17 protein-coding genes are annotated in these 24,075 nt (G+C 42.7%); 4 read left to right on the top strand and 13 right to left on the bottom strand.

Going from position 1 to position 24,075, the window contains the following annotated elements; all coding sequences use genetic code 11:
* Positions 1–264 precede the first annotated feature (264 nt).
* Positions 265–555, bottom strand: coding sequence for a hypothetical protein (locus JOC94_RS05955; protein WP_171973974.1), 291 nt, complete (start codon positions 553–555; stop codon positions 265–267).
* Positions 556–755: 200 nt separating this feature from the next.
* On the opposite strand from JOC94_RS05955, the gene rraA reads away from it, so the two are divergent.
* From rraA to JOC94_RS05935, 4 genes are all read left to right on the top strand, one after another.
* Positions 756–1,238, top strand: coding sequence for a ribonuclease E activity regulator RraA (gene rraA / locus JOC94_RS05950; protein ID WP_077113111.1), 483 nt, complete (start codon positions 756–758; stop codon positions 1,236–1,238).
* Positions 1,239–1,413: 175 nt separating this feature from the next.
* Positions 1,414–2,400: a LacI family DNA-binding transcriptional regulator gene (locus JOC94_RS05945; protein ID WP_077113110.1), complete on the top strand. Its 987-nt coding sequence runs from the start codon at positions 1,414–1,416 to the stop codon at positions 2,398–2,400.
* Between the two features lie 596 nt (positions 2,401–2,996).
* Positions 2,997–4,283, top strand: a complete 1,287-nt coding sequence (gene hisD, locus JOC94_RS05940; RefSeq protein WP_077113109.1) for a histidinol dehydrogenase — start codon at positions 2,997–2,999, stop codon at positions 4,281–4,283.
* A gap of 32 nt (positions 4,284–4,315) precedes the next feature.
* A complete protein-coding gene (locus JOC94_RS05935; RefSeq protein ID WP_077113108.1) occupies positions 4,316–5,635 on the top strand; it encodes a GntP family permease in 1,320 nt (439 codons plus the stop codon).
* Positions 5,636–5,944: 309 nt separating this feature from the next.
* Here JOC94_RS05935 and JOC94_RS05930 read toward each other — a convergent pair whose 3' ends face one another.
* The 12 genes from JOC94_RS05930 to JOC94_RS05875 all read right to left on the bottom strand — a co-directional run bounded on the left by JOC94_RS05930 (position 5,945) and on the right by JOC94_RS05875 (position 23,766).
* A complete protein-coding gene (locus tag JOC94_RS05930) occupies positions 5,945–7,906 on the bottom strand; it encodes a TRAP transporter permease (RefSeq protein WP_077113106.1) in 1,962 nt (653 codons plus the stop codon).
* Between the two features lie 251 nt (positions 7,907–8,157).
* On the bottom strand, positions 8,158–9,168 hold the full coding sequence (locus JOC94_RS05925) for a TAXI family TRAP transporter solute-binding subunit (RefSeq protein WP_077113105.1): 1,011 nt from the start codon (positions 9,166–9,168) through the stop codon (positions 8,158–8,160).
* 1,512 nt (positions 9,169–10,680) lie between these two features.
* Positions 10,681–12,645, bottom strand: coding sequence for a TRAP transporter permease (locus tag JOC94_RS05920; RefSeq protein ID WP_077113104.1), 1,965 nt, complete (start codon positions 12,643–12,645; stop codon positions 10,681–10,683).
* A gap of 4 nt (positions 12,646–12,649) precedes the next feature.
* Positions 12,650–13,075 carry a DUF1850 domain-containing protein gene (locus JOC94_RS05915; RefSeq protein WP_077113103.1) on the bottom strand — a complete coding sequence of 142 codons (426 nt, stop codon included), beginning with the start codon at positions 13,073–13,075 and terminating at the stop codon, positions 12,650–12,652.
* 86 nt (positions 13,076–13,161) lie between these two features.
* Positions 13,162–14,157 (bottom strand): TAXI family TRAP transporter solute-binding subunit, encoded by a 996-nt coding sequence (locus tag JOC94_RS05910; protein WP_077113187.1) that lies wholly within the window; start codon positions 14,155–14,157, stop codon positions 13,162–13,164.
* A 127-nt stretch (positions 14,158–14,284) separates the two neighbouring features.
* On the bottom strand, positions 14,285–15,661 hold the full coding sequence (locus JOC94_RS05905) for a sigma-54-dependent transcriptional regulator (protein ID WP_077113102.1): 1,377 nt from the start codon (positions 15,659–15,661) through the stop codon (positions 14,285–14,287).
* A complete protein-coding gene (locus JOC94_RS05900) occupies positions 15,642–17,687 on the bottom strand; it encodes a transporter substrate-binding domain-containing protein (protein ID WP_077113101.1) in 2,046 nt (681 codons plus the stop codon). The genes JOC94_RS05905 and JOC94_RS05900 overlap by 20 nt, the downstream gene beginning before the upstream one ends.
* A 79-nt stretch (positions 17,688–17,766) precedes the next feature.
* A complete protein-coding gene (locus JOC94_RS05895) occupies positions 17,767–18,297 on the bottom strand; it encodes a chromate transporter (RefSeq protein WP_077113100.1) in 531 nt (176 codons plus the stop codon).
* On the bottom strand, positions 18,298–18,897 hold the full coding sequence (locus JOC94_RS05890) for a chromate transporter (RefSeq protein WP_077113099.1): 600 nt from the start codon (positions 18,895–18,897) through the stop codon (positions 18,298–18,300).
* A gap of 172 nt (positions 18,898–19,069) precedes the next feature.
* Positions 19,070–20,224: an ROK family protein gene (locus tag JOC94_RS05885; protein ID WP_236016996.1), complete on the bottom strand. Its 1,155-nt coding sequence runs from the start codon at positions 20,222–20,224 to the stop codon at positions 19,070–19,072.
* Between the two features lie 237 nt (positions 20,225–20,461).
* On the bottom strand, positions 20,462–23,086 hold the full coding sequence (locus tag JOC94_RS05880; RefSeq protein ID WP_077113097.1) for an ABC transporter permease: 2,625 nt from the start codon (positions 23,084–23,086) through the stop codon (positions 20,462–20,464).
* Positions 23,083–23,766, bottom strand: a complete 684-nt coding sequence (locus JOC94_RS05875) for an ABC transporter ATP-binding protein (protein WP_077113096.1) — start codon at positions 23,764–23,766, stop codon at positions 23,083–23,085. The genes JOC94_RS05880 and JOC94_RS05875 overlap by 4 nt, the downstream gene beginning before the upstream one ends.
* Positions 23,767–24,075: the final 309 nt, after the last annotated feature.

Raw genomic sequence — 24,075 nt, 5'->3', positions numbered from 1 at the left:
CCACTGCTAAGACGCGGAACAAAGGCTCAGACCAAAGCGCGCTGTTGGCAAGATGCATAGACGGCGAGACTCTGGATAAAACTTACTCTTTATCTTCGCGGCTTGACGATGCGATCAAAACTTTGCTTGTCTTGTGCACAAACACACCTGTACGTCACGGCGCCTTTGGGAAGAAGGAAAATACTTGGCGGTTGTCAATGTTTGTGTATTGTGATTGCCGCGGGTTGCAACAATCTTTGGGAGGAAAAAAATACTTGGCGGTTGTCAATGCCTTGAAGCGGTAACGGAATGAAGCAATAGCGGAATGATGATAAGGAACGGAAAGGCAATGACAACCTTGCTACACCCGAACCCTCTTGGCTTGGAACAAACATCGTTTCGCCTTTGTGAGTGCGGCACCCTTGAAAGCTTGGGAATGTCACTGGAAACATTACTTGTCTGTCTACCCGGATTAATCGGGCCTTTATTGGGCAGTTGCTCCCCACTTAGCAACGTTTTACCTCCATTCTTTGATGATGAGCTTAGCTGATGCTGTAACGAAAATAGTTGACTCATCCACCTCCAAATGGTGAATTTTTTTGTCCGCTCTTAAAAAAGGGGTTAAAAAACCCTTTTTGATGATGATAACGCTCTATGATGCTGTCATTGGCTTATGAAAGGCAGGCCAAAATAAGAAGGAGCTGCGACAAATTTTCCAAAACTTTGTATACTAAAGGTATACGACAAAGCTGAAATGATGTAGAAGGAGAGATTCCATGACAAATTTCAAAACGGCGGATCTATGCGACCATCATTCCGAGCATGTGCAAGTATGTAAAATAGACTTTCACTCATACGGGAAAAAAGCTCGCTTTTTCGGAAAAGTGGAGACTGTAAAAGTACATGAAGACAACGTCCTTTTTTTACAAGCACTGGAAAATGTCCCTGAACATTCGGTTGTGGTGGTTGATGGAGAAGGTTCCAGGAACTGCGCTTTAATGGGAGATCGTTTGGCGGGCATCGCCGCAGCCAGAGGACTTGCTGGAGTGATTATCAACGGCTGTGTCAGAGATTCGGCGGATCTAGCCAATATCAATGTCGGCATATTAGCCATTGGAACAAACCCTTTGAAAAGTAAAAAAGAGGGAAAAGGAGAACGCGGAGGTATTTTGGAGTTTGGAGGAGTTACATGGAAACCCGGAGATTACGTGTATGCCGATGAAGATGGCGTCATTGTTTCCGATCGGGAGCTTGGGTAAAATAAGCGCATATAGGTGACAAACGCACTCCCGGCACAGCTTTTAGCCGAAGTGTCATCATTTGATTTAATTGAATTGAGATTTTGAATGATGTTATTAGCGAGAGATGTCCATTTAAAACCGATTTATCATGTCACATTAAAAATTCATTGGAACAGTTTAAGGAGTATTTTAAATGGTAAAGAAAGTAGTTTCAGCCACTGAAGTTGCTAAATTAGCCAATGTATCGCAATCAACGGTATCTAGGGTATTTACCCCAGGAGCTAGTGTATCGGAAAAAACAAGAAAAAAAGTGCTCGAAGCCGCAGAAGTACTGAATTATCATCCGAATGCCTTAGCTAGAAGCCTGATTACCAAAAAAACGAATATCATTGGCCTGGCCATGAAAGATATTCAAAACCCATTCTACCATGAGGTATTAGGAATTTTTTCAAAAAAGCTTAGAGAAAAAGGATATTTTGTATTATTCGTTTATACGGAAAATGAAGAAATCCAGCAAGATGAAATCCATCATTTCCTGGAATACAATGTAGAAGCAATCATTGTGACAGATGCCCTCTTGTCTTCGAAGCTGGTCGAACAGCTAAGGAAAAATGATATCCCTGTCATATTGTTCAATCGGTATGAAAAGAGTTTATTATGCAACTCGGTTAGCTGTGATAATATATATGCAGCAAGGGAAATTGCGGCTTATGTCTATAAAAAAGGGTACACAGATATCGTATATATTACTGGAAAAATCAATACATCTACCAATAGAGACAGGCAAAAAGGGTTCACAGAATATCTAAAAGAAAAAGGAATAGATGTAAAAATAATAGAGGGAGATTATACATACGAAAGAGCATTCCATGTGACAAAACAATTCATAGAAGACGGGCACAAACCGGAGGTCATTTTCGGCGCTAATGATATAACCGCCCTGGGTGCGCTGGACGCGCTTAAAGAAAAAAACGTTCGCATCCCCAAAGAGACGGCAGTTATTGGATTCGATGATATTAGAATGTCTTCTTGGCCTAACTACGCTTTATCCACATGGATCCAGCCAGTTCAGGAAATGGTTGATGAGACGATCAATATCTTAATGTCCAGTAAACAAAGAAAAGAGCCGCAAACAATCAAAGTGAAGGGACACTTTATTCACCGGAACACAACCGTTTAAAAACCCTGTTCTCAAAGAAGGCCATCTCATACTACATGAAAAGAGGCCTTCTTAGGAAGCAGGAGAGATCGATCTGCAAAAGAGAAGATCGTAATTTAATGAAAGTCACATATTGAAAAAACGGAGCGCCGCATGTCAAGAACTTTCCGCTCATCCGCGGATTTTGCTTTATATGCGCGTATTTCTGCTTATACGCGGGTATTTTCCCCTATACGCGGGTATTTTCCCCTATACGCGGGTATTTTCCCCTATGCGCGGGTATTTTTCTCTATACGCGGGTATTTTCCCCTATACGCGGGTATTTTTCTCTATACGCGGGTATTTTCCCCTATGCGCGGGTATTTTTCTCTATACGCGGGTATTTTTCCCACATGCGCGGGTATTTTCCCCTATGCGCAGGTATTTTTCTCTATACGTGGGTATTCTCCCTTATGCGTGGGCCCCCCTTACGCGGGGCTTCTTATCACTTTCATAAAAACATGTTGACAAGTGAAAACGGTTAATATAATATTTTAAACATATATTTTGAATTGCATACGTATGCAAAACCTTTTACCATGCCTTGCATACGTATGCACCAAAAGGGAGAGAAAAAAATGGCAACTTATTTAAAGAAAGGGAAAGTAGCAAAAGCAATTCAACAAGACGATGAGAAAATTTCTCAAATTGTAAGCTCTACCATTAAGAGAATCGAAGTAGGAGGGGATCGGGCAATCAGGGAATTGTCGCTCAAGTTTGATCATTGGAACCCGAACAGCTTTCGATTAAGTAATGATCAAATCTATGAAATCGTATCTTCCATTCCTCAGCAAACAGCCAAAGATATTGAATTTGCCCAAAATAATATAAGAAGGTTTGCAGAAGAACAAAGAAAATCGATGCAAGATATCGAAGTGGAAATAATGCCAAACGTAATTCTCGGGCATAAAAACATCCCGGTAAACAGTGTAGGATGTTACATTCCTGGCGGTCGTTACCCAATGGTAGCCTCCGCGCATATGAGTGTGCTAACCGCAAAAGTAGCCGGAGTCAAAAGAGTAATTGCCTGTACCCCTCCTATTAATGGACAAATTCCAGCCGCGACGGTCTATGCCATGCATAAAGCAGGAGCGGATGAAATTTATATTCTTGGTGGTATCCAAGCGATGGCTGGAATGGCTATTGGAACCGAGACCATTGAAGCAGTCGACATGATTGTGGGCCCTGGTAACGCCTTCGTCGCGGAAGCCAAGCGGCAACTCTTCGGCCGTGTAGGAATTGACTTGTTTGCTGGTCCTACGGAAACATTGGTGATTGCCGATGAAACAAGTGATCCAGAAATGATCGCAACGGATCTTCTTGGGCAAGGTGAACACGGACCAACTTCACCAGGAGCGTTAATTACAACATCCAGAAAAGTTGCCGAACAAACCCTCGAGGAAATCAAGAGGCAGTTGGAAATATTGCCTACTGCCGATGTGGCCAAAGCGTCATGGGAGGATTATGGACAAATTATCCTGGTGGAAAATGAACAGGAAGCTTTAGTAGAAGCTGATAAATTAGCATTTGAGCATGTGGAAGTCCTTACAAAAAATCCTGATTTCTTTTTGGAGAATATGACAAATTACGGTTGCTTGTTCTTGGGTCCTGAGACAAATGTAGCCTATGGAGATAAAGTAATCGGAACAAACCACACGTTGCCGACAAAAAGGGCGGCCAGATATACAGGCGGACTTTGGGTAGGAAAGTTCCTTAAAACGGTCACTTATCAAAAAATCACCTCGAAAGAACAAAGTGCCTTTATTGGAGAATATGCGGCAAGGCTATGCCAATTGGAGAATTTTTCCGGTCACGCGGAGCAGGCTTTACTGCGCGTTCGGAAATATGGAAATAAAGGGAAATAATTTATGTTTTTTAAAAAAAGTAGGTGCCTTTTATGATCAATATGTTCGGATTGATTGGCGGACTGATTTTATTAACCGTTCTTGTGATGAGAGGGATGAATCTTCTGATCGTTGCTCCCCTTTCGGCATTTTTCGTAGCAGTGTTGAATGGAATCCCTCTCTTTCCCCCGTTTGCTTCTGAAGACCAGACGGACTTTATCACTGGATATATGGATGGTTTCGCCGGATTTATATCATCATGGTATCTGATGTTTTTGGCAGGGGCCATTTTCGGAAAGGTAATGGAGGACAGCGGGGCTGCAGATAGCGTTTCCCGCTGGATTGTCGAAAAAATCGGTATGAAAAATGCTGTGCTCGCCATCATCCTTGCCTGTGCCGTACTGACATATGGCGGAGTCAGCTTGTTTGTGGTAGCCTTTGCAGTCTATCCTATGGCAGTTAGCTTATTCAAGGAAGCCAATTTGCCCAGGAGATTTATTCCTGCCGCAATGGCCTTTGGTTCCACGACGTTTACAATGACATCTGCGGGTTCACCCGAAATTCAAAATTGGATTCCAATCCCCTACCTGGGTACAAGCCCATATGCCGGATGGGAAGTAAGTTTCATCACCGCGATGTTTATGCTTATTTTCGGCTATTGGTGGCTGATGAAAATGATCAGAAAAGCCGTTAGGAACGGTGAACATTTTATGGAGAGGGCCACCGATCATACCGAAATCAGAAACGATTTGCCGCATCCACTTATCAGTTTGATTCCTTTATTATTTGTTCTGATCGTTTCTTTCATTTTTCATGATACATTAGCCCAGTCGGCACTTATACTAGCGTTGCTTAGCGGTATTCTTTCAACATGGATATTAAATAGAAAGTATTTTAGAAACTTTTCGGCTGCGGTGGGCGAAGGTACGATAGGCGCTCTCATTGCCATTGGAAATACGGCTGCTGTTGTAGGGTTTGGGGGAGTTGCCAAAATAACCCCTGCTTTTGAATCCGCAGTTGATTTCATGACAAGTATTCCCGGAGACCCTTTAATTGGAGGGGCCTTGGCGGTCATGGTAATCGCCGGATTAACAGGTTCGTCTTCTGGCGGACAATCGATTGCTTTGCCCATCTTAGGACCTTTTTATTTAGATATGGGTGTCAATCCAGAAGCACTGCACCGGACGGTCGCCATGTCATCGGGCACACTCGATTCTCTTCCGCATGGCGGATATGCCGTGACGACAATAAGGGCGATATCAGGGGAAACTCATAAAGACGCATACCCCGCGTTTGGAGCTATGACAGTGGCCGTTCCCATCATCACCGTCATTCTCGCAGTCATTCTCTTCTCACTTGGCGTTGGTATTTAGAAGTAAAATAGATTCGTAAAGTGAAATACCATTTGCTCTGCCGCTGAAAACCTTATTGGCGTTGGTATTTAAAGTAAAAATAGATTGCTAGAGTGAAGGATTTACAATCATACCAATGAATAAACCATTGACCACATAAGTTGAAGCTGGGACATTAGTAGAAAACAAATTGAAATTCCCTGCAAATCGTGAAAATAAAACCGCGTGAAATCAAGGTATTTACATTTGATTTCATGCGGTTTGTTCATTTTTATAGGTTTTTCCCAGCTTATGATTATAAACCACTTCCTTTGCAGACCATGACGAACGCTATACGGAAGCCCTCTCATTCGCGCTTCCCCTCTCAACATCCTTTCGTTGTTTTTGTATAAACCATATTCCGATGATCAGCGCGGCGCCAACCAAATCCGAAATGGTTTCGGGGAAAATCATCATGATGCCGCCGGCAAACAGGACCATGCGCTCCCAAGGAAGGGAATTGCGATAAAAGTGGCCGATAACGGCGCTGCTGACGGCAATCATTCCGACGATAGCGCCCATTAAAGCAATGATGAGCTTTATTGGTGTAACGTCCACCAACACAAATATGGGATTATAAATAAAAATATACGGAACGATAAATGCCGCAATAGACAGTTTTACGGCCGTTACTCCGGTTTTAAATGGATTGGCCCGGGCAATCCCCGCTCCGGCATAAGCAGCCAAACAAACCGGCGGCGTAATATCAGCGACAATACCAAAGTAGAACACAAACAGGTGGACGGCAATAGGTGCGAGTCCAAATTCATTAATAAGCGCCGGTGCCGCTACAGTTGCTGTCACAACATAGTTGGCCGTCGTCGGAAGGCCCATCCCAAGGACGATACAAGCAATCATTGTAAAAAAAAGTGCCAAAATCAAGTGTCCTCCGGATAAGGCGATGATCCCTGCTGCAAATTTGGCTCCTAGTCCTGTAATACTGACGACTCCCGCAATAATCCCCGCGGTAGCAACCGCGGCAATGACCGGGAGGGCTACCCTTGCCCCCTGCTCCAAAACATGAATGATTTTCCGGAAAGAAAGCCTTGTGCCTTTTTGAAAAAAACTGATGACGAAAACGGCGCCGATCCCCAACATCGCGGCACGCTGCGGCGTAAATCCTGAAAGAATGGTGCCGATCATGAGAATGATCGGAAGCAACATATAGCCGTTGCGAAGCATTAAATCCTTAAATACAGGAAGCTGAGACTTTTTCATTCCAAAAATACCTAGCTTTTTTGCTTCGAAGTGGGTGCCGATGAAGATTCCCGTAAAATACAATGTTGCTGGTATGATCGCTGCCAGCATGATGGTTGAGTAAGGAACGCCCAAATATTCCATCATAATAAAAGCGGCAGCCCCCATAATGGGCGGCATGATTTGTCCTCCTGTCGAAGCAGAGGCTTCTGCTGCGCCGGCAAACTCCGGCTTGAATCCGGACTTTTTCATCATGGGAATCGTAAAAGACCCTGAGGCAACCGTATTTCCGACAGAACTTCCGGAGACCATTCCTTGCAAGGCACTTGCCACCACAGCTGTTTTTGCCGTACCTCCCGTAAATCGCCCTGTCAAGGAAAAAGCCAAATCATTAAAAAACTGACCAATTTTCGTATGAATCAACATGACCCCGAAAAATAAAAACAGGAAAATAAATTTTGCTGAAATTTGAATCGGGGTCCCGAAAACACCACTTTCCTGATACCAGATGTTGGGTGCAATCCTGTCAATCGAAAAGCCCGGATGAGATAATATCGTAGTCGGAATGTGTTTGCCAAAAATGGCATACAAAATCGTAATGCTCGCCACTACAACAATCGGTACGCCGACTGTTCTGCGGGTTGCCTCCAGTACGAGTAAAATGCCGATGGCGGAAATAATAATGTCGATTGTGCTGTACCCTGTCACACGGCTTTTTAAGAGGGCGTCGAAAAAAATGATTTTATGGTAGGTAACATACATGGCCGTAAAAGCCAACACAACATCATACCATGGCACATTTTTTTGTAACCGGTGCATACCTTTTTTGGCCGGATATAACAAAAAAATGATTCCCAGGGCTGTTCCCAGATGGACAGCTCCTTGCTTTTGAGAAGGGAGTGTGCCAAAGTAGCCCGTATATAAGTGAAAGACCGTCAAATAAACACCTAAAAACGTGACTACCCATTTCCACCTCCCTATTCTTTGTCTAAATTGACTTTCTCTATCATATCTCTCCAGGATTTCCTGGGCATTTTTATTGAGGTTTTCGTTCATGCGCGCAAGCCACCACCTTTAGAAGTAATAGGCAAGAAAGAGATGACCACTTCAAATCATCTCTTTCCTTCATTAAATAGTGTGATAGAATTTCTTTTAACGCTTAAAAGACTTCTGTGTATTGATGTAATACGCTTTTTCATGTATACAACTGGATACGTTCTTGTTAATTTGGTGTTTAAGTTTCTCAGGCGTATTTCCTTGGTAACGATTCAATCTTCTACTCGCTTTTGTTCCATTCTCTTCACCGATTACTGTTTTAAATCTTCCAAACTGTTAATTCCCGTTTTTTCACGAGTCACAATTTGAATGACTTCAGGATAAATATGGCCGATAAATGCCGCATTTCCCGCTTCGGCACCTTCAAAGTCCCCTTCTCCCTTTATGGCCGCAAGAGCTGGTACATGGACAGTCATGCCCAGATCCATATTGTCATCGCGAATGCTGGACAGATTCTCAATGGATGCGCCAGTTTCAGTATTTGTAATATTAATGCCGTCCAAATACTTATTCCAAATATTGGCCATTTCTCCACCGAGCGGGTAATAGGTGCCGCCTTGGCTTCCCGTGCCCAAAATCAATTCTTGTTTTCTATCTCCCTTGTCAGCCTTCAATTCCGCTACTGGATTATCCACCGTTATTCCCTGCTCTTCATAATACTTTTTCGCACCGGGATGGATCGGCATCCCTTCAGCGCCTTTTAACGCATTTTCAAGCGTCATGTGTACCGCTTGGGCGTGTGTATTTTCACTCGCTTTTTCAATCATCGTTTTAGCCAGCTCATAACCAAGTTCCTCGTCAATCGTATTCGTATTCCCCATTAATATAGCGTAAGCTGTCACTGTTTCTATATCCGAATCAAGAAAATCATACGTATCCTTCGGTATCGTATACCTTTTATAGCCGCTGTTTTCTTCAATGTATTGTATGGCTTCATCTGAAAGCTCAAGCATTTTCACATCCCCTACTGATGCTTGGAGGCTCTCGATGCTTCCAGCAGGCAACCCAAGAATACCAACGGACACATCAATATTCCCATCCTGTACCCCTTCTGCCGCATCACCAAATCCTTCCTGAAATTCTTCAAAATGCCCTTCTTCAATCCCATACGCGTCTAAAATCAACTTCGAAGCAGTGTTTGTCTCACTGGCTGGAGGTCCTATCGCCACTTTTTTCTTCTCTCCGGTTCCCCCGCATGCGGCCAGGGTCAACATAACCACCATCATCAGCACCAGGAAACCCAACCTTCTTTTCCTATGCATCTTTATTCCCCCTTTTTTGATAGCGTTTTCATAAAAGCGTACTCATAAAATGTTATTCAATATAACTGCAGTTTATTTCTTTAGATCCTTTGGATATAGTGCTAGTATAACAAAAGTAATTTTATTGAACAAGAAAATTTTCTGAATATTTCATGTATCCATATATTCGAAATACAGTTACAGAGAATCATAATGCCCGTAACTGTATTTATGAAAAAGCACCTCACGTCAGTTAATGGATCGCCAACATCAAAAAAAGAAGGACGGTGCAGTCAATAGGTGTTGTCGCCTTTACAAGGCCGGATGAAGTTCATCCTGTAACCTTATTATCTTTTTATGTAAATCGTTCTCTTTAGGTGACCGCTTTTATTCTTTAAGCAGACCAATTTAGATCTTTCATGTGCATGATAAGGAAAGCGCGAAACCGTTTAAGGCGCAACAGGGGATCATTCCCAGTTGCGCCTATACTTGAGTCATGAACATGTCCGCGATGATGAAATACATTCCCCTATATCCTTTGTGCAAAAAGAAGCTGGGACATAAGCAAATACGAAATAGCAAAAACCGAACAATTCATTTAAATTTTGTGTAAAAAAAAGCCCTATCATCGCTACGTCAAAATATTTCGCTTTCCGCAGGTCTCTTCAGCTTTCTCGAAAAGCAAAGGTCGCTTTCCTGCGGGATCTTCAGCTCGAGCTATTCCCGCAGGAGTCTACCTATTTTGACTACGCTAAAAGCTTGCGTATTTACCTAGGACAATTTGTCCCGCATGTAAGGTGCCGTAAGACTCCCACTTCAAAACCTTGAGTGAATACAAAAGATCTAAGTGGGAGTAAACGGCACCTAAATGCCCGATTCGTTCAACTAACATTCAGTAGGAGCCCTACTGAATGAAGTTTCACTTTATCCCGCATGTAAGGTGCCATATACACCACTTCAAGACCTGAGTTGATACAAAAGGTCTAAGTGGGAGAAAACGGCACCTAAATGCCCGATTGGTTCAACTAACATTTCTTGGAAAAGGCATACCAAGAAATGAAGTTTCACTTTATTGTTCGTTTTTTCATCAGCTGATTTAGTTGTGTCCCAGCCCCAAATTGTCGAGAAACCCTCAAAAGCTTATTGACAGCAAATCGTTACACCCTTTGGGATTTACTCGTCTTTTTTGGGGTTAACCAGCGACTTTTTCGATTTACTATCCACTTTTTCGATTTCTCGCAACTTCTGGAAGTACTTTTCAATTCTAGAAGTCACTAGCCACTTTTACGATTTACTCACCACCTCTGGAAGTTACTATCCACTTTTAAGACTCACTTGCGGCTTCTGGAAATCACTATACACTCGCGACGCCGAAAGTCACTGTCCACTTTTCCCATTCACTCGCCGATTCAGGTAATAATTCGTCATGTTCCCATTCACTCGCCGATTCAGATAATGACTGCCATTTTTTTCGATTTACTTACGGCTTGCCATCCACTTCCTCTGCAAGCTGAAGGGCTAGCCACATCCCATTTAGGATGCAGCCGTAAGTTCTTGATGATTCTTTTTCATTTTCATCCATTGAAGGATCGTTATAATGATTAAGATCACTAAGCCGGCCAAGTCTTGAAGCATGTTTGGCGTAATCAGCATGATGGAGCCAAGGAACATAATGATTCTTAGCGGCCAACTGAGCGGAACGAAATAGTAGCGTTCCACAGAGATTCCGAGCATGATGACACCCGTGATGGAAGTGAGTGTTACCACCGCTCCTTCTAAAAAGGTTGTATCTATCATGAGCAATGCATTGTTGTAAACAAAAATATACGGTACGATAAACCCGGCGATGGCCAGTTTCATCGACACAAAGCCGGTTCGCATCGGACTCCCCCCTGAAATACCTGCCGCAGCAAAAGCGGCGAGCGCCACTGGAGGGGTCAGGTTTGCAAACAGTCCGAAGTAAAAGACAAACATATGAGCGACGAATGGTTCAACTCCCAATTTTACAAGGGCGGGAGCGGCCATAGTCGCAGTAATGATGTAAGTGGGGATACTAGGCAGTCCCATTCCCAAAATGATACAGGCGATCATCGTGAAGATAAGAGTCAACATTAAGCTTTCTCCACCTATCGCAACGATCCCATTTGCAAGCTTTAAGCCAAAGCCGGTTAATGTTGCGACTCCGACAATAATGCCCACGGCGGCACATGCGATCGCTACCGACAACGCGGATCGGGCCCCATCTTCCAAAGCGCCCACAATATCTTTAAAAGACATTCTGGTTGTTTTTCTTAATTGGGCAACAAGGACAGTGATGATAATCGTCCAAAAGGCCGCAAAAATGATTGTCTTTCCGCTGAAAAAGAGCATGTAGATTAAAAATACGAGCGGCAAAAACAAATGTCCTCTTTCTTTCATCACTTCTGATATTTTCGGCAACTCTGAACGCTTGATTCCCTCCAATCCTTCTTTGGAAGCCCGAAGATGAATTTGGGTGATGATGCCCAAATAATATAAAGCCGCCGGCAAGATGGCTGCAAGGGCAACGGTAGAATACGGAATACTCAATACTTCTGCCATGATAAAGGCTGCGGCTCCCATGATCGGCGGCAAAATTTGCCCCCCGACGGAGGCGGTCGCTTCTACAGCACCAGCGAAGTTATTTTTGTAACCGATCCGTTTCATCAGCGGAATCGTAAAAGCCCCGGTCGTCACTACATTTGCAATGGCCGAGCCGTTAATACTGCCAAGCATGCCGCTCGCCAAAACAGCTACTTTGGCGGGTCCGCCTTTTGTGTGGCCCGCAACCGCCAGGGCAAAATCATTGAAAAATTGTCCCATTCCCGACCTGCCGAGCACGGCACCAAATAAAATGAACAGAAAAATATAAGTGGCGGAAACACCGATAGCGGTTCCAAATATTCCCTCTGTTGTCACATAAAGCTGGTTGACGACCATGTCCCACTCATAACCGCGATGCCTGAATATGCCTGAAAAATTTCTCCCATATAGCGCATACAAGAAAAAGAGAACGGCCAAAACCGGCAGTGCCCATCCTGTTACCCTTCTTGCCGCTTCCAATACGAGCACCACAAGTAGTACACCAAATACAATATCGGTATTGTTCGGTATACCTCCCCGCTGAATGATCCCTAAATAATCCGCAAAAATATAAACGCTTGTCGCCACCGATAAAAGCGCCAAAATCACATCATACCAAACAAGCTGGCTGCGGCTCCCTTTTTTGCGGGCGGGATAAAGCAAAAAGATGAGCGCCAATACGAACGCAACATGTATCGAACGATGTTTTAATGTTGGAGGTGCCCCCAACACCGAAGTATATAAATGATATAAGGAAAAACCGACGGCAATCAGAGTGATAACGAGTGTCATTTTTTTATTTTTAAATACCCTGAACCGAGATTCCGTATCGTATTTTTCTAAAATTTTCAAATGTCCATCTGGAGTATGCTCGTCTTGATTTACTGCTTTCTCCATTACCTCACCCCTTTTCTATTGTCATTTCCACTTTATGATGATGGGGAATTGCTTCAGGAAGCAGGAGCTTTTTTCCGTTTAGCAAAACGGTCAGCTCGGCAATTTGTGAATGGATCCAGTAGTATGCGGGTTTCGTTTCATGCAAATCCCCCATAATGACAAATCCATCTTCCACTTTCACGCTTCCTTCCTTTTCATTCGGCACGCCGGCCCCAAAAGATTGAAACTTCGTTTCGATTAATGTAAAAGTCTTGTTTTTTTCAATTAACAACTTTTCTTCCCAGATTGTTTTTTCAACAGAATGCCGCCAATGGATAACAATTTCATCTCCGGGGTAAACTGTTTCTCTTACACATTCCTCAGCTGTGTCCTTGTCACAGATCACGAGTTGGAGCGGCTTCTTCATCGCAAATAATAAATTGATAAGCATAAGACAGACAGCTATTGCGCTAACAAAAAGTACATTTTTTCGAAAGAGGGGACGCCAAAAACCCCTTCTTTCGCTTGGAATGCTTTCTATTTTAATACGCCTTCCTCTTTAAAATACTTTTCCGCACCAGGATGAAGCGGAATGCCCAAACCTTCTGTCGCATGTTGGATATCAATGTCTTCTGCCGCGCTATGGGCATCTTTTAACACATCGAGATTTTCAAAAATCGCTTTCGTCATATGATAGACTTCTTCCTCTGTTAAATCTTTACTGACAATCATGGCATTGGTAATGGAAATAGCTGGAACGTCCTCTTTATTGCTGTATGCTCCGGCCGGGATAACAGTTTTACCCAAGTATGAGTACTCTTTTGTCAAATATTCCATGGCATCATCTTCTATGGGAATGATTTTTACACCATGAGATGTTTCCAAGTCCATGATCGCCGAGTTTGGAATGCCGCTGCTGAGCACTGCTGCATGAACAATGCCATTTTTCATTTGTTCTACCGCTTCCGCAAAAGATAAGTAGTCTGGTGTAATGTCATCATAGCTCAACCCATGCCCTTCAAATAAGACGCGGGCAGCCAACTCCGTTCCTGAATTTGGTGCTCCGACTGCCACTTTTTTTCCTTTTAAGTCGCTAAAAGACTCAATACCGGAGTCTGCTGTCGTAATAATGTGCAGATAATTTGGATAAAATGCCGCAAGCGACCTTAAATCTTTTTTCGGGTCTTCGCCTTCAAAAGCGCCTGATCCTTCATATGCCTGGAATCCAGTGTCTCCCGTAATAAAAGCAAGTTCCGCCCTTCCACTTAAAACAAGGTTGACATTTTCTACTGATGCCTGTGTCGCCTGTACAGAGGCATCCGCTCCCAACTCTTCCTGCAAAAGCGTGGCAAGTGCTCCTCCCAACGGGTAATACACTCCAGAAGTACCTCCGGTCGCAATCGTCACAAATAAATCTTCAAATGAAGCCTCTCCGTCTTTTCCATTATCTTTTCCTCCGGAAGTCTTCTCACCACCCCCGCAGGCAGCCAAAAACAGAATGAAAACAAAACATAAAACCGATATTTTTTTCATTTTTGACCCTCTTTCTATTGTTTGTTCGCTCATTGTTAAAATTGCAAAAAACATGCCATCTTCAAACCTCTTGTTATATATAGCGCTTACATAAAAAAGACCGTTAAAAAGCGGCAAATTTTTCCGCTTACCGGAATGTTTTGCCGCTTTCTTTGTAACATCTTAATTTTTCCCGCAAACCTCTCTCGCTAATTCCCAACATTTTTGCTGTTTTTTTTCTGTGGTTTTCATTCCTTTTCAGTGTAGCAAGAATTACTTTTTCTTCGATTTCCTTTAACGGCAAGCCAACGAGCGTGTCGATTGCCGTATCGACATGTTGTCGAAGGACGCCAGCTTTTGTTTCGTCGATAAACCGGTTGGGCAAATCATGTAACTGAATCGTTTTTCCTTGTACGACAATCATGGCCGATTCGACGATATTCGCCAATTCTCTAATATTTCCCGGAAAATGATAGTTGATCAGCCACTTTAATGCCTCTTCGGAAAAGCCTTCTACTTTTTTATTCATTTCTTTGTTAAACTTTGCAATAAAATGATTCAGTAAAAGCGGCACATCTTGCCGCCTTTCCCGAAGAGGGGGCATTCGGATTTCCATCACATTCAAACGGTAGTATAGATCTTCTCTAAATGTTCCTTCTTCAACCGCTTTTTTTAAATCTTTATTGGTCGCGGCAATCATCCGCACATCAAGTTTTATCGCCTTGTCCGCGCCCAAAGGAGTAACTTCCCTCTGCTGGATGACGCGAAGCAGTTTGGCCTGCAAGGAAAGTGGCATATCCCCTATTTCATCCAAAAAAATGGTTCCTTTTTGCGCCAACTGAAATTTTCCTTCTCTTTTATACAAAGCGCCTGTAAATGCGCCTTTCTCATGGCCAAACAACTCACTTTCCAGTAATTGTTCGGGAATGGCGGAGCAATTGACAACCTCGAAATGCTCTTTTTTCCTTTTACCCGAAAAGTGAATGGCTCTGACAACTAACTCTTTTCCCGTCCCGCTCTCGCCAGTTACCAAAATAGTAGAATCAATATCTTTTACTTTATCAATCAGTTCAAACACTTTTTTCATGCTGGGACATGTTCCAATCATTCCTTCAAAAGCATATCTTTTTTCCAGTTCCTGGCTTAATTGTTCAACCCTTTTATTTAACTGTAAAAATTCGACCGCCTGCTTAAGAACGGAAAACAATTCTTCCATATGAAGAGGTTTGGTAAGATATGAATACGCCCCTTTTTTAATGGCTTCAACAGAAGACGAAATAGAACCATAGGCTGTCATCATAATGACAATCGTTTCAGGCTGGATACTCTTTATATCTTCCAATACTTGTAAGCCATCTGTATGCCCCAATTTTAAATCGAGTAAACAGAGATCCACTTCTTCCTGCTTGATCAGTTGTAATCCTTCTAATGGATCAGTGGTAGTTTGTACATCAAAATCATCTTCCAATGCAAATTGGAGGGATGAGCAAATGGCTGCTTCGTCATCAATGATTAACAATTTCATGATGCCTGCTCTCCTTTTTTGGGAATTTTAAAATAAAAGTGCTCCCTTCCCCGAGCTTGCTCTCCAAAGCGAGACTCCCGTTATTCTCAATGACAAATTGTTTGGAAAGTGAAAGGCCCAATCCGGTGCCATGTTCTTTGGAAGTATAGAAGGGCTCAAAAATCTTCTTTGCCTGTTCAGCCGTCATGCCTTCCCCTTTGTCTCTAATAGTGATGACGGCTTCATCTCCCAAACATAAAGCGTTTACATATAATGTTTTTTCTCGCCGCACATGTTCCATTGATTCAATGGCATTTAAAAAAAGGTTGATCAATACTTGCTTCACCTGGCTTTCATCGGCCTCAATCCAAAGATTCGGCACAATGTCATATTCGATTTTGATATTTTTATTTTCCATATTCTGTTTAAACAATCGAATGACGTTTTTCAATAATGGCCCGATATCAAACCGTTTTTTCTCCTTGGAAACCGGCTTGGCGTAATGGATTAACCCTTCAATTAGTTGATTGAGCCGATCAATTTCCTTTGGGACAAGCGTTGCTATTTCATTTCTGAACCGCGCATTTTCCATTTTTTTTGGAATGAGTTGGACAAATGTCTTGATAGAAGTGAGCGGGTTTCGAATCTCATGGGCAATTCCGGCTACTAATTGAATGAGTGCCCGGCTTTTTTCCTCCTCTTGTAATTGGTCCTTTAATTGTTTTTCAACTGTAACGTCTTCAAACATGAGCAATACTCCTGAAATGCTTTGGTCAATATCATAGAGAGGATGGATGTCATATCGGATAATGGCGGGTGCCCCGCTTGGCGATGTGGTTTTTAATTCCTCTCCCATAATATTTTTACCAGAACCAAGCACAGCGTGTTTTCGCCCTTTCAGCATCTTGGACAGGAAAGAAAATTCATTCATGCGCCTGCCGGTCGGCTTCTGTTCTACACCGAGCATATTCATGGCCATTCTATTAATGGATGTAATGTATCCGTACAGGGAAAAAGTGATAACCCCCCGCGCGCTTGACTCCAGAATCTGTTCTTTTAGTTGGTCACTGTTTTTGGTTTTTTGAATTTGCCGCTTTAAAGATTCATTCATCATTTGCAAATCATGCGTCTTTAAAGCCACTTCTTTCTCCAGTTCGCGGTTCCACTTATAAACGACTAAAAATACTACAATAGCGAAAATGACAATAAATATGAGAAATTCCCTTATTTTCTTCAATTTTTCACTTAGCGGCGATTCAAAATTCTCGAACCATTTATGATAGATATCGGAATAACTTTCCGTCAGTTTGATTTGCCGGATTCCAAGGTTTAGTTGGTGCAGCAACGAGTAGTTTCCCTTTTGAACGGCAAAAGAGTATTCGAGGGGGAGCAAATGGGTGTTGATCAACTGATATTTGTCTTCCAATCCATTTTCTTCCAAAAAATATTTCGCAGTAATATAGTTTCCAACAAAAGCGTCAGCACGCTCTTTAAACAAAATGTTGATAGCTGTTTTAGGCTGATGGGCCGAATGGTAATGGATATCCCGGATATTTCGTAAAAAATCATATTCCGGCGTCCGATATTGAATCGCAATCCGCTGTTCTTGCAAATCGGTTACACTTTGTACCGGGCTGTTCTTTGGGACAAGCACACCCGCTGCAGACACGATGTACCGTTCGGAAAATTCCACACGCTCACTTAAATCCCCCGTAAAGGGAACCCCGAGTATGATGTCTATTTCCTGTTTTTGCAACGCTTCAATGCTCTTTTCAACATTCATCGGGATATATTTCACACGAAAACCGCTGTGCTTGGCCACTTTATTCATAAAATCGATATTGAATCCGGTGTATTCGCCATCTTTTTCAAACTGGTATGGGGGAAAATTCGGATCGAATCCTACTAACAGAACGTGTTGTTCCCGAATGTCAGGCACCGTCTCTTTACCGCCGTTTACTTCCTGATCAGTGTCTGCTAATGCTGTAACAAAAAAGAACAGATAAAAGATTGCGAGTAACAGAGCAGTCTTTTTAAACAGAAACATGCACCTCCCTTGATTGTTGCCTGGCCTGGTGATACTAGATTAGCCCAGCAACGAAAGAGGCGCAACTTTGTTATGCCATTTAGTAAAGAAGAATGCCCAGCCCTCCGGCGACCACGATGACCAACATCGGATGCCATTTGTATTTCAGCAAAGCAAGTAAGCAAAGTAAAAAGAGCAGACCTCCAATCAAAGAATCTTTTGTAAAAGCGAGCAGCCCGTTTGATTGGGCAAATGAAAAAGCGGCAAAGATGATCAGTGCCGTGATGATCGGGCGCATGCCGTAAAAAGCGGATTGAACAACAGGAGCCTCGTTGATTTTGTAAAAAAAAGAAGCAAGCAAAAGAACGATCAAAACGGAAGGCAGTGTCATGGCAAGGGCCGCCGTTGCTCCGCCCCAAAACCCCGCCACATGAAATCCAATGAAAACCGCTGTATTTGTGGCGATTGGTCCTGGGGACATGCCCGCCACCGCGATAACATCGATCAGTTCTTGGGAAGTCATCCAGCCATGGCGCTCCACTTCAAGCTGAATCATCGGTATGATCGCATATCCGCCCCCAAAAGATACAAAGCCGATTAACAAAAAGGTCAAAAACAGATCCAACAGCATCTAATCAGCCTTCCCTTCCGATTGTGACTTGCATGCGGACACGTTTTTTCTCTTCCTTTTTACGCGATGGATCGCAACACCGGAGATCATTCCGGCAAAAATTAAAACAATCGGATGGGCATGGAAGACAATTAATAAGAACAGCGCAATCACCACTAAACCGAAAGTACTTTTATCCAAAATGGAAGATTTTGCAGCAGTAATAGCCGCATATACGATAAGCGCTACAACGGCGGGGCGAATTCCTCGAAAGGCCGCTTCGACGAAATCGTGATCCCGCACCGTTAAAAAGAGCAAACTTAACACAATGACAATGAAAAATGTCGGCGTCATCATTCCGACTGTCGCGGCCAGCGCTCCTTTTAAACCGGCGATCCGGTATCCGATAAAAGCTGAAGAATTAACCCCTACCGACCCCGGTGCCGATTGTCCAAGCGCAAAGGCATCAACAATTTCTTCTTCACTCATCCATTTTCGTTTGTCAACGATTTCTTTTTGCATGAGCGGCATCATCGCAAACCCGCCCCCAAACGTAACAGGGCTGATTTTCATAAATGTCCAACATATTTGGAGAAGGGTTCCAGTCCGATTCTCCTTCATATACTGCCGCCCCCTTTCTAAGTTGAATTAATTTCATTTCTGACGCATAACAGATACTGGGGCGAGCGTTTTTTGCAGATCCGTTTTAGCCTCCTCATCGCTTCTACGGGGGCTTCCGCTCAAGCAATCCCCGCAGGATCGTCGGCTTTTCGTTCAAAATCCACTTAGTTGATTAAAAATATGATTCATATACTTGGATTGCGGCTCCCAAAGCGATTGCTTCTTCTTTGAGCGAACCTTTTTTAAATAAAGTGGAAACAGTTTCCGGCATAAACGTGTGGGCACGGGCACTGGTTACGGTCTCTTCAAAGAAAAAGTCCGTCTCATAAACAAGCATACCGTGGAGAACGATAAGATCGGGTCCTAACGCATTCATCATATTTGCCAACCCGACCCCAAGATAATAAGCGCTCTTTTTGGCGATAAATAAGGCCGTTCGGTCCCCCGCCTTCACCAGTTTCACCAATTGGCCAATATCTATTTCCAGGCCGGTTGCTCTCTTGTATTCATCCAGCATGGCTGGATAGGAGGAATAAGCCGTCAAACAGCCTTGCTTGCCGCAAATACATATTTTTCCGTCTGCCTTTACGATGATGTGGCCGAGGGCGCTGGCATCTCCTTTGCCGGTATAAAAAGGACTTCCCTCATATAAAAAGCCGCATCTAATTCCAAATCCCATAATGCAATACAAAATTCGCCGATACATTTCCCGATGAACAAAAAACTCGGAAGCTGCTCCGCTGTTGGCTCCGTTATCAACGATGATGCGGACCGGAAAACGGGAAAGCTGTTCGGGAATGCTTACCCTTTCCCACCCTTTTGCCAGGAAAGATTCCGGATGTAACAACGTTCCTTCAGAGCGTAAAATCGGGCCAACCGCCCCGACCCCAATCCCAAGTAATTGCGCAAAAGAGATTTTATACTGATGAAGCCATTTATGAATCACTTCATGAATTTCAGCAAACACAACATCTGGCGTATGAGCTTTTGTCATTGGGATCATATGACTTTTCATGATTGCAAATGTAAGGTCCGTTAAAACTATTCTCGTTTCCGTTCTGGATATATCAACACCGATCAGCCAAGCCGCAGATTCATTTATCTTATATAAAATCGGAGGCCTGCCCCCGCTTGATGGGCCCAGTCCTCCCTCTTTGATCAAGCCGTTTTCCAGCAGTTCATCAAGAATTCTTGTCATGGTTGTCGGTTTTGTTTGCACGAGATTAATCAAATCGGCCTTTGAAACCAAATTTCTTTTATGAATGTGCCTATATACTTGCTTATATAATTCATTTTTTCTTGAATCGTTTTCCAAAAATGTTTTCATCACGGGCAGGTCCTCCAAAGCACTTTATTCCTTTTCGGAAAAAAGCATGCGCGATCGGCATTTCCTTCATTATTAAATGTATAGAACCGCAACACATAATTCAAGGCTTTATGGTTAGATCAGGCTCCTTTGGAAGACAAATCTTGGAGCAACATGCTGGACGGGCAAAATGGGCGAAGCCCATAAAGAGGCTGCCGGCAAAAGTCTGATTGATCACTTTTGTCGGCAGCCCTATTTTTACATATTTTCTTGTTTCAATGCGTCGATAATATTTTCTTTTTTTACTTTCGAGCTTGAATACATCATGGAAATCCCAACGATCACAAAAACAGCAATGACGACATAAAGAATACTGAGCCACGGTAAAAAGAAATCGTAGGAAAACGCATGTCCCAAAGCATAGTAAATACAGTACATGGCCACGAAGCTCAACGGCAATCCGTACAATAATGCTTTGATTCCATAAAAGATGCTTTCATAATGAATCATCCGACTAAAGCCTTTCGGTGTCATCCCGACCGATTTCAGCATCGCAAATTCACGTTTTCGTAACGACACACTAGTCGATATCGTGTTTAAAATATTGGCGATGGAAATAATGGTTATTAAACTAATAAATCCATACGTAAACACTGATAAAATCAAAATTAATTGTTCATCCCGTTGTTTTTCTTGATAATGATTTGCGATAAAATGTTTTATTCTTTGAACTTCCTCTATCTTTTTCTGTGTTTTAACGGGATCCGTACTATTTAAGTATAAATAGGGGGTACTTTCTTCTTCTGACAATCCAAACTGTTTGAAAGTGGACTCTGATACGATCATATTTAATTCACCAAGCTCGGCATGCTTTATTCCCATCGGCACCTGGTCCGTAAACTTGGCAACCTTGATTTTACCGACAGATTGCAATTTTTCTTCTTCTGTTTCTTCTGTTTCTACTTCTTCATCTGTTTCATTTGTTTCATCGTCAATCGGCCTGAAAAGCTCAAGCTCCTCCCCTTCTTTCAGATGAATAGCCTTTGTTTCTGTATATTTCCCTGTGCCTGCATCCCCAAATTGGACGGTGTCATGCAAAATCGCGAAGGAACCATTTTTTAAATCATCAAAGCTTGCTCCTGCCTGCTTCGCATAGGCCTGTAATTTTTCATCCTTTAAAGCGTGTAATCTGATATTGTAATGGTATTTGCCATCTACTAACATGTCTTCAAAACCATCCCACTCACGAATGGGGTCCGCCACCTTATCAGCTTCAACCATTGAAACCAAGGTGGACTCTGTGATGAAATTGTAATCCGTAATCTCTTCCGTTTTTATGATATTGCGCAAAAATTGTTCATCATCTTCATAGCCAAGACCGACCTGAATATCATAATTGACCCTTTCTTGTTGCAGGGAAAGTGCTTTTTTCAAGTTGTCCGTAAAGAAAGAGACGGACAAAAATAAAACAATACTAATGACCAATGAAAAAATGGTCGCTTTGTATCTGCGTTTATGGCGCTTTAAGTTTTTCAAGCCTATTTCCGCTTCAATCCCAAATATCTTTCGCACCAACCTGGAAGTTTTGACCGCTTTACCCGTTAATTTTACATCGGCAGTTTGTCTAATCGCATCAATGGCGGAAATGCGGGACGCTTTAATGGCTGGCAGAAAACAGGAAATAAATATAGTTATAACAGATACGATCACCGCGGCAATAAGTGAGCCAGGTGTGACAGTTACTTTTAATGGGACCGTTACACTAAATACATTTTGGATCAGCGAATTAATAAACATAAATGTAATGGCTATGCCGCCAAGTCCGGCTAAAATGCCGATCGGGATACTAATCAACCCAATAACCATTCCTTCAAAAAAAACAGAATTCCGCTTTTGGTGTTTCGTTGCCCCCACACTCGCCATCATGCCTAAATGACGTGAGCGTTCGGAAACGGAAATCGCAAAGGCGTTATAAATTAAGGACACGGAACCGATAAGAATGATCGCCATGATCACAGCGGTAACAGAATAAAGAGCTTGACGCATGCCGTCACTTTTCACCACACCGGAATAACGAAGCAACTCAATGTTCACTTCATAATCGCTAATGCCAATCGTTTGGGCAAATTTCTCTGTATCCTTGTAAAAAGATCCGGTTAATTTTTTGGAGACGACACTGACATTCAGTGGTTCTTCCTTTCCAATTGAATTCTCATTTAAATAGGATATGATAGTGTATCCCGGCGACCAGGGAATCTCCCATTTAGGGCGTTTCATGATTCCCACAATCGTAAATTCTTTCGCCTGCAGATCAACTAATTGTTCAGAGACTTCACCATTTTCATCATAATTTAAAGCAGAATCTTGTTGTAAAGGCCCTGTTATTTCTGATTGTGGTGCTTCCCTTTTTCCAATTTCCAACTTCATGGAACTGCCGACTTTATAATTGACGAGTGCCTCGGTGACTATTTCCTCCGAAATCACAACCTCATTTTCCTTTTTTGGCAGTCTCCCGCTTGACAGTTCAATCGGAAAATGTTGAAAGCCTTCTTTGTCATACGATTTTAAAAATACATATGGCCGGTATTCATCTTGGCTTCCTTCTAAATAAGCATAGCCTATATCTTTCGACAAAATCACTTTTTTGGTCTGTTCGTCTTTCTGTATCGCTTCCAGTTGCTCTGGATTCACGTCTCGATACAAGACATGCCATTCACCTTTATCGGCAATGGTTTGCCTTTTTAATAAGTCCATAAACGATACACCAATTGTCGATACGCCAGTTAACATCGCTACAGAAATAATAACACCGATAATCGTAACAAGGGTACGCCGCTTATTTTCCTTCAAGTGGCGGATCGTTACTTTATTCACGATATTCATGGACGAACCACCTCGTCCTTTTTGATGTTCCCATCTTCTATCGCGATAATCCGATCGGCTTGTAAAGCAATGCGCTCATCATGTGTAATGATGATCAAGGTTTGCTGATATGTTTTATTGAACATCTTTAATAGCTCAATGATTTCTGCACTATTTTGACTATCCAAGTTTCCTGTTGGTTCATCCGCTAACATGAGAGCTGGATTGCAAATCAAAGCCCGTCCAATTGAAACACGCTGCTGTTGCCCGCCAGAAAGCTGATTGGGCAAGTGATGCAGTCGGTTCTCTAATCCTAAGCGGTTCACAATATCTTGAAATTGCTTTTCATCCACTTTATGCCCATCTAATAAAAGCGGCAATGTGATATTTTCCTCAACGGTCAACACCGGAATCAAATTGTAAAATTGATAAATCAAACCGATTTGCCGACGACGAAAAATCGCCAGCTGTGTTTCATTTAATTGGTATATATCCGTATTATCAACAAATACTTTCCCGTTTGTTGGCTGATCGACCCCGCCTAACAAATGCAGAAGTGTTGATTTCCCGGAGCCAGATGGCCCGATAATCGCGACAAACTCGCCTTTTTGGACCGAAAAAGAAATATTGTCTAAAGCCTTGACGGCTGTTTCCCCTTTTCCATATACTTTTGATAAATGTTCAACTCGCAAAATCTCCATTACGAAACCTCCATCCTTTCACATCCTAAACATAGTGTATCGGTTGAACATGACTATGAAGTGACTCTAATGTGACAATTGAGTCACCCAGGAAGAGGTTTACTTGATTCTGATTGCTGTTTTATGCCGCTGAGAGATAGGGATTCTTCGAATCTGTAAGTCCGATCAATCCATTCTTTTGATAAGCCTTCTTCCACCTGTTCAATTCGCTTCATTCCTATTACGTCCACGTACTCTGTAAGATTTGCCGAGGAAATTTGCATCTATAAAGTGAAACTTCATTCAGTAGGGCTCCTGCTGAATGTTAGT

This window comes from Siminovitchia thermophila (assembly GCF_016909185.1).
Classification (GTDB): Bacteria; Bacillota; Bacilli; order Bacillales; family Bacillaceae_C; genus Siminovitchia; species Siminovitchia thermophila.
This window is presented reverse-complemented; position numbering and strand designations above follow the sequence as displayed.